The organism is Streptomyces sp. NPDC037288 (assembly GCF_055603265.1).
Window position 1 is genome coordinate 1 of record NZ_JBVJVY010000112.1, and the last position, 7393, is coordinate 7393.

The window sequence follows — 7393 nt, forward strand, 5'->3', positions numbered from 1 at the left end:
TGCAGTACCGGCCCCACACTCTCGACGGCTTCATAGCGGGCACCGGCCTGACCTTCGACGACCCACCCTCACCCTGACGAGCTGAAGCCAGTAACCACCTCGCCGGTGTGCATACCGCAGGCATCGGCCTTCCTGCCACGATCCGTGCCTCGGCGAAGAACGCCCCCGCGCCGATCGCGGCGAACGTTCGTGCCCTGTCCGAGCGGCTGGGTGCCGGCATGGAGGCCCATGATGCCTTCGACCTGTTCGCCGCCGAGATGGCCGACGGCGTCTTCGACCACGTCGTGCTGCTCTTCCAGTCCCACGCCGTCTACAAGGGCCCGGGCCTCGCCGACGCGCTCGAAGCCCTGGCCGTCACCATCCACCAGCAGGCCGCTGACGCCCGCGACGTCGAGGCCGACCGGGCCAAGGTCCGCAAAAGCGCACGCATGGTGTCCATCGTCGTCCTCATCGTCGTGCTCGGCTGCATGCTGAACCAGGGCTGGTCGGGCTGGTACCAGACGCCGGCGGGGCAGGTGGTCCTCGCCCTCCTGGGCGTGGGCTTCGCCTGGACGCTGATGCTGCTGCGCCGCATCGCGCGCACCACCCCCGACCCGCGTCTGATCGAGATCGACAAGCACGAAACGCGCGACATCGTCCTCGGCTACGCCTTCGGCGCCGGCGAGACGCCTCCGCACGCCTGGGCATCTGCCGCCCAGAAGGGAGACGCACGGTGATTCCCGTCGACGTCATCGCGCCCGCGGCCGCCGCTGGCGTCCTGCTCGGCCTGGGCGTGCGCGCCGCCTGGCCCGCCAAGCCCGATCTGACCAGCGTCCTGGACCGGCTGGACGCCAGCAAGGTGCCCAGCAGCCTGCCCACCGACGCCCTCGCCCCCACCGGTTCGCTGCCCGAACGAGTCGGCAACCGGCTCCTGACCGACTTCGGTGACCGCATCGCCCTGCCGATGCGCGACCTGAACCTGCTGCGCATCAGCCCAGCCGAACACCTCGGCAAGCGGGCCCTATTCGCCCTCTACGGCCTGATCATTCCGCAGGTGTTGCAGGCCATGCTCGCCCTCGCCGGCGCACCGTTTCCCTACGTCGTCCCGGCAGGCCTCTCCCTCGGCCTGGCCGCGCTGTTCTGGCTGTGGCCGGGCCGCGAGGTCGCCAAGGAGGCCGCCGAGGCCCGCCTGATCGTCCGGCACGCGGCCGCCTCCTACCTCGAGCGCGTGGCGCTGGCCCGGGTCGCCAACTCCGGTGCCGCCCAAGCCCTGACCGACACCGCCCGGGTCGGCGGGAACTTCATCTTCGAGCGGATGCGGCAGGTCTTCCACCAGGCCGACCTTGCCGGCGTCACTCCGTGGGACGCCTTGAAGCAGCTCGGCGAGGAGCTCGACATCCCCGAACTCACCCGGCCCGCCGACACCCTCGCCCTGGCCGGGGACGGCGCCGCCGTCTACACCACCTTGCAGGCTCAGGCCCGGCAGTTGCGCATCGCGCTGCTGTCCGATCAGAAGGCCAAGGCAAACGAGGCCTCCGCCGCCATGATCCTGCCGGTCACCTTCGGGGTCATCCTCATGATCACCTTCGTGATGATTCCCCTGACGATCACCATTCTCGGCAGCTGACCCAAAAGGAAGAACACGATGGACCTCACCTACCTCACGACCCTGCTGTGGGCCCGCTGGGAGCAGCTGAAGAACGCCGACGACACGGGGCAGTCCACCACCGAACTCGCCGTCATGGCGGCCGTCCTGATCGTGGTGGCCGGACTCGTGGTCGCCGCCATCAGAACCAAGGTGCTGGAGAAGATCGGCATCATCAACGGAGGGTGAGCGACGGATCCGCGACTAGGGGAGGGGCGAAGACGGTGAAGACGCACAGGCGCAGCGGCCGCTGGCGGGCACTGGCCGCCCGGATGCGCTCAGATCGCGGGAACGGCAGCGTGGAGGTCGCCGTCCTGGCTGTCGTGGTGCTGATGCTGGTCTTCACCATCATCCAGGTCGGCCTGTACTACCACGCCCGCAAAGTCGCGCAGTCCGCCGCGCGGCGAGGCGTCGACACCGGCCGCCAGTTCGGCTCCGGCCCAGGCGACGGCGTCGCCCAGGCGCAGGACTTCCTCGCCAAGTTCGGCAACAGTGTGCGCGGCGCGTCCGTCTCCTCAGCAGGCAGCACCGCCGAGGAGCTCCACATCACGGTCACCGGACACGTCGCGACCCTCGTTCCGGGACTGGAACTCACCGTCAACCAGGACGCGCACGGCCCGATCGAACGCTGGACGAACCCGTGATCCGCCTCCGCACGCGCCGCCGAGGGGGCCGCGACCGGGGCAGCGCCTCGCTGGAAGTCGTGGTGATCGCCCCAGCCATCATTGCCCTCCTCGGGCTGATGATCGCTTTCGGTCGGGTCATCGACGCCGACGGGGCCGTCGACGCGGCCGCCCACGCCGCGGCTCGAGCCGCCTCTCTCGAGCGTGACGCCGCCAGCGCCCAGGCCCAGGCCCGGGCAGCCGCGGAAGACAGCCTCAGCGGCGACGGCGTCACCTGTCAGACCACCGACGTCTCCATCGACACCTCTGGCTACTCCCTCGACGTCGGCCAAGCCGCCACCGTGACCGCCACGATCTCCTGCATCGCGCGCCTGTCGGACATCGGGCTGCCCGGCCTGCCCGGATCCAAGACCCTCACGGCATCGTTCACCAGCCCGATCGACACCTACCGGGGGCGGCAATGATCCACGCCGTACGGAAGCTGCTGGCCGGCTGCCGTGGCGAAGTGACGGCCCGAGGCGATCGCGGATCCATGTCCTTGTTCCTGGCGCTGTCCGCACTGGCCATCCTCATGGTCATGGGGCTGCTCGTTGACGGCGGCGGCGCCCTGAACGCCTCCAATCGGGCCACCTCCCTCGCCCAGGAAGCCGCCCGTGCCGCCGGCGAGCAGGTCGATGCCGCCCAAGCGATCCAGGGCACCGCCATCACCATCGACCCCGACGCCGCGCGCGGGGCCGCCCTGGACTACCTCGCCGCTGCGCACGTGCAAGGTGACGTACAGATCACCGACGCAGGGCAGACCCTGACGGTGACCGTCGACGACACCTACGCCACGCACTTCGCATCCCTGCTCGGTGTGGGCACGATCCACGTGGACGGCACCGCGACCGCCCACCTGCAAACCCAAGCCGCTGGAGGCTGAGCCGCTATGGCACCCCGCTCCCCGAAGCCGCTGCGCGCCGTCGGCGCACTGCTGCGTGCCCTGATCGGCCTGATCCTCCTGATCGCCCTGGTCGGCGGCGTCCCCCTCGTCCTGCTCACCCTCGGCCACCAGGCCACCGAGCTGTCCGGCGGCTTCGACCTGCTGCTTGAGCAGGACGACGGCACCCTGTGGCTGGTCGCACTCACCCTCATCGGCTGGGCCGCCTGGGCCGCGTTCACCTTCAGCGTCGCCCTCGAAGTCATCGCCGTCGCCCGCCGCCGCTCCGCGCCCCGCATCCGAGGCCTGGGCAGCATGCAGTCCCTGGCCGGCTTCCTGATCGGCGGCATCGTCCTGCTGGCCCCGACCGCCGCATCAGCCGCGACCACCACACCCGCCATCGCCATCACCCAAACGGTGAACGGTCCCACCGCGAGCCACACAGCCACACCAAGCGGCACACCCACCGGGGCCAGCTTCCCTACCCACACCGTCACGTCAGCCACGGAGACCCCGTGGGACCTCGCCGAGAAGTACGTCGGCAACGGTCAGCGATGGAAAGACATCGCCGCCCTCAATCCCGACATCCCCGAACTGACCGCAGGTGACCAGTACTTGCCGAAATCGGCGGTCATCAAGCTGCCCCTCGACGCCCGGCCCTCCGCACCCGCCGCCGACGAGCACGCAGCAGACACCGCCTCCGCGGCCACTGCGTCGGGGGACGTACATACTCAGATGAGTGACCGTGCGCCAGCCGATATCGAGAAGAGTGAACACGTGGTCACCGCGCGGGACGGCGACTACCTGTCGAAGATCGCCCAGAAGGAACTCGGTGACGGCAACGCCTGGCCGCAGCTGTTCGAGGCCAGCCGGGGCAAACCCCAACCGGACGGCCTTCCCGAAATCACCAACCCGAACGTGATCTATCCCGGGCAGCAGATCACCGTGCCCGGCGCTCCGTCCGACCGGCACGATCAGTCCCAGGACCCCGGACGCGCGGACCATGGAGAGGATGAGCATTCCGGCAGCCGTCCGCACACGCCCCCGGCCGCGACGACTGGCCACGATCAGCAGGACGAGCGGCACAGCGAGGAGACAAAGCCGGCACCCAGCCCGGCTCAGTCGAACGCGCCCACGTCGTCGGCACCCAGCGCGCGGCCCGGCCAGGAGCACGTGGTATCACCCGAGGCGTCCAAGCCCCCTGCCAGCGCCTCCGCACCGGCGTCCGCCGCTCCCTCGGCACGCGGCTCTTCCTCCCCCGCTGCTACCCGCTCCCTGGCTCCTACGGCGTCGGCGAACAGCCCGCTGCAGCTGCGTACCGTCCTGGGCGCCGGAGCGCTGCTGGCGGCCTCGATCACCGGGGCGCTCACCGTACGCCGTGTGCTGCAGCGCCGCCGCCGCAATCCCGGCGAGAAGATCGCCATCGCGCCGGAGACCTCGCCCGCGGAGGCGCAGCTGGCGGCCGCCGCCGAGCCAGGCGGCGCGGCCCGGCTGGACCTGGCGCTGCGTACCCTGGCGCACCTTGCGGCGCAGAACGGCACCCCCGTGCCCGGGTTGCGGGCCGCGCGGATCGGGGCCCGCACGCTCCATGTCCTGCCGGAGGATCTGGCTCTCGAGCCGCAGGCGCCGTTCGCCGGAGGGCAAGCCGGGTGGTGGCTGCTGCCCGCCGATGCCGAGCTCCTGGACGAGGAGGACGCCCGCGGGGTGCCGGCGCCGTACCCGGGCCTGGCCACGGTGGGCAGCACCGCCTCCGGTGACCTGGTACTGGTCAACCTTGCGCAGGTGTCTGCCGTGTTGCTGGACGGCGATCCGGTGCACATCACCGAGGTATGCATGTCGCTGGCCCTGGAACTGGGGATGAGTCCGTGGGCGGGCGAGGTTGAGGTGGTCACCATCGGGTTCGGTGAGGATCTGCCGCAGCTGCTGCCGACCTGCCGGATCGCGCACATGCGGGAGCCTGCCCATGCGCTGCGGGATCTGACCGAGCGGCTGTTGGAGGCCCACCAGATGCCCGAAACCAGCCACCAGCCCTATCTGCTGCTGTGCGCGGCCACCCTGGACGCCGACGCTGCCTGGCAGTTCGCCGACGTCATCGACAAGGCGGGCGACGTTCCGGTCACGTTGATCGCTCCGGCCGGCTCCGCCGCCGCGCACTTCCCCGAAGCGGAAATTCTCAACGCGTCCCTCAGCACGCCGCAGCCCCTCGACTCCATCGGTACGCAGATCACGGTGCAGCGCCTGGAGCACGCCGCCTTCCAGCAGATCGCCACGGCGCTCGCCGTCTCCGGGCAGCCCGCCGAGCCGGCCCAGGGTCCGTGGCAGGAGGTTCCGGACGAGCTTGCCATCGCGGCGCAGCCTGCGCCGGCCACGATGGAGGAACCTGCTGCACTCCGCTCCACCGGCGCGGAGGACGGCACATCGCCGACGGCCCTGGTGGGGATGAGTGTGGGCGAGGGCGAGGTGTTCCCTGCGCTGCTGGCCGCATCCGCCGATCCGGCCGCACTGCGCCTCCTGCCCTCCGCACCGGGCCGGGCCGAAGGCGATGGGGACTCCCCCGCAGATACGTTGGCGTCCGAGATGGAACTCGCCCCGGACGAGCCAGAGCACGGCACTACCCCGGACGACAGCCAGTGCGAGGCGCACGACCTGCATGCGCCGGAGATCCGGGGGCTGGGACCGGTCGAGGTGGACCGCGTGGCCAGCACCGGTCACGGCCCGCGCATCGCCCAGCTCGCGGCGCTGATGTTCTTCCGACCCGGCCGCACCGCCGACGTGCTGTGCGCCGACATGGACCCGCTCAACCCGTGGTCGGCAGCCACCCTGAACGCCCGGCTGCAGGGCCTGCGCCGCGCCCTGGGCAACGACCCGGCCGGCAACGCCTACGTGCCGCGCCGCCGCAGCGGTGACGACCCCTACCGCATCTCCCCCGCCGTCCGCTGCGACTGGACACGCTTCCTCCAGCTCGCCGAACGTGCCCTGCCCCAGGGACCCTCCGGGCTACCGGACCTGGAGAAGGCCCTCGATCTCGTGCGGGGCCGCCCGTTCGGGAGCCGGCCGCTGCCGTGGGCCGAGCCCTACCAGCAGGAGATGATCATCCGGATCATCGACGTCGCGCATACCGTGGCGACCTATCGCACCCCGTCCGGTCCGCACCACGATCTCAACCTCGCCCGGCAGGCCGTGGCCACCGGGCTCGAGGTCGACGACAGCGCTGAGCTGCTGTACCGGGACTGGATGCGCATCGAACACGCCGCAGGCAACCGCTCCGGATTGCACACCGCCATCACGCGCATCCAGCAGGTCAACCGGAGCCTGGACTGCTCACTCGAGATGGAGACCGAGCAGCTCATCAAGGAGCTGCTTCACGGCCCGGGGCCGGGACTGCGGCTGTAGGATCCGCGACTTCGCTGACAATGAAAGCGCCCGATTGACAGCGGATTGGCAAATCCGGGGTCCCGTTGACAACGGCTACGTTCAGTAGTGGTCCCCGCTGGGTCTCTTTCGATCTCCTGTGCGTGTGAGGTGCCCGTCCTCCCTACGGTTCTCAGCATGGCAGTACGGAGCGCGGGCGAAGCCCGCCCTACGCGCACGGTCCCTACGGCGTCAATCCGGTACGAGGACACGTCGGTACGTGAAGTGCCCGTCCGGCAGCTGCTGTTGGCGGACTTCAGGGAGTCGAAGCCGTGGCGCGAGGTCCGGTCGGTGCACGGGATGCCTCACTACTCGGGCAAGTACGCGTCCGCGACGACGGGCGGACACGTGGTCTACGAGAGTCTCCTGGAGCTGGCGCGGCTGCTGTTGGCGGACTTTGATCCGGAGGTGGAAGGGATCTTTGCCCAGCCGTGCCGGCTTGCGGCTCGGGTCGGTGACCGGGTGCGGCATCACGTGCCTGACTTTCTGCTGGTGATGCGGTCGGGGACGGTGCGGGTGGTCAATGTCAAGCCGGCGGACCGCCTACAGGATCCCAAGGTCGTGGAGGCCTTGGCCTGGCCGAGCGAGCTGTTGCAGCGGCACGGCTGGGATTACGAGATCTGGTCTGGAGGGGACCGGGTGCTGCTGGAGAACGTTCGGTTCCTTGCGGCCTACCGGCGCCCCGGCGTGGTGCCCGAGTCCGAGGTGGAGCGGGCATGGCGGTCGTGTCCCTTGATGTGGTGTAGGCGATCAATCGTCGGTCGTGTTGGTGGTGTTGGGGAGTGCGGGGGCGCTTTTGCCGGGCTCGGTGGGGTA

Annotated in this window: 7 protein-coding genes and 2 pseudogenes; all 9 read left to right on the top strand. The window is 70.2% G+C overall.

Annotated features, from left to right (window positions below):
- A pseudogene (locus tag ACZ7GZ_RS41485) lies at positions 1–77 on the top strand (transposase); the annotation flags it as partial.
- Positions 78–101: 24 nt separating this feature from the next.
- A pseudogene (locus ACZ7GZ_RS41490) lies at positions 102–716 on the top strand (type II secretion system F family protein); the annotation flags it as partial.
- Entirely contained in the window at positions 713–1606 is an 894-nt protein-coding gene (locus ACZ7GZ_RS41495; RefSeq protein ID WP_471032826.1) for a type II secretion system F family protein, read from the top strand. The pseudogene ACZ7GZ_RS41490 and the gene ACZ7GZ_RS41495, both read left to right, overlap by 4 nt.
- Positions 1607–1624: 18 nt before the next feature.
- Positions 1625–1813 (top strand): hypothetical protein, encoded by a 189-nt coding sequence (locus ACZ7GZ_RS41500; RefSeq protein ID WP_471032828.1) that lies wholly within the window; start codon positions 1625–1627, stop codon positions 1811–1813.
- A gap of 35 nt (positions 1814–1848) precedes the next feature.
- Positions 1849–2268 carry a TadE/TadG family type IV pilus assembly protein gene (locus tag ACZ7GZ_RS41505; RefSeq protein WP_471032830.1) on the top strand — a complete coding sequence of 140 codons (420 nt, stop codon included), beginning with the start codon at positions 1849–1851 and terminating at the stop codon, positions 2266–2268.
- Positions 2265–2711 (top strand): TadE/TadG family type IV pilus assembly protein, encoded by a 447-nt coding sequence (locus tag ACZ7GZ_RS41510; RefSeq protein WP_471032831.1) that lies wholly within the window; start codon positions 2265–2267, stop codon positions 2709–2711. The genes ACZ7GZ_RS41505 and ACZ7GZ_RS41510 overlap by 4 nt, the downstream gene beginning before the upstream one ends.
- Positions 2712–2779: 68 nt before the next feature.
- The gene (locus tag ACZ7GZ_RS41515; protein WP_471032833.1) at positions 2780–3169 is read left to right on the top strand and encodes a pilus assembly protein TadG-related protein; all 390 of its coding nucleotides are present in this window, start codon (positions 2780–2782) and stop codon (positions 3167–3169) included.
- 6 nt (positions 3170–3175) lie between these two features.
- Entirely contained in the window at positions 3176–6559 is a 3384-nt protein-coding gene (locus ACZ7GZ_RS41520; RefSeq protein ID WP_471032835.1) for a LysM peptidoglycan-binding domain-containing protein, read from the top strand.
- A gap of 156 nt (positions 6560–6715) precedes the next feature.
- On the top strand, positions 6716–7393 hold a 678-nt coding region (locus ACZ7GZ_RS41525), incomplete at its 3' end, for a TnsA-like heteromeric transposase endonuclease subunit (RefSeq protein ID WP_471032837.1).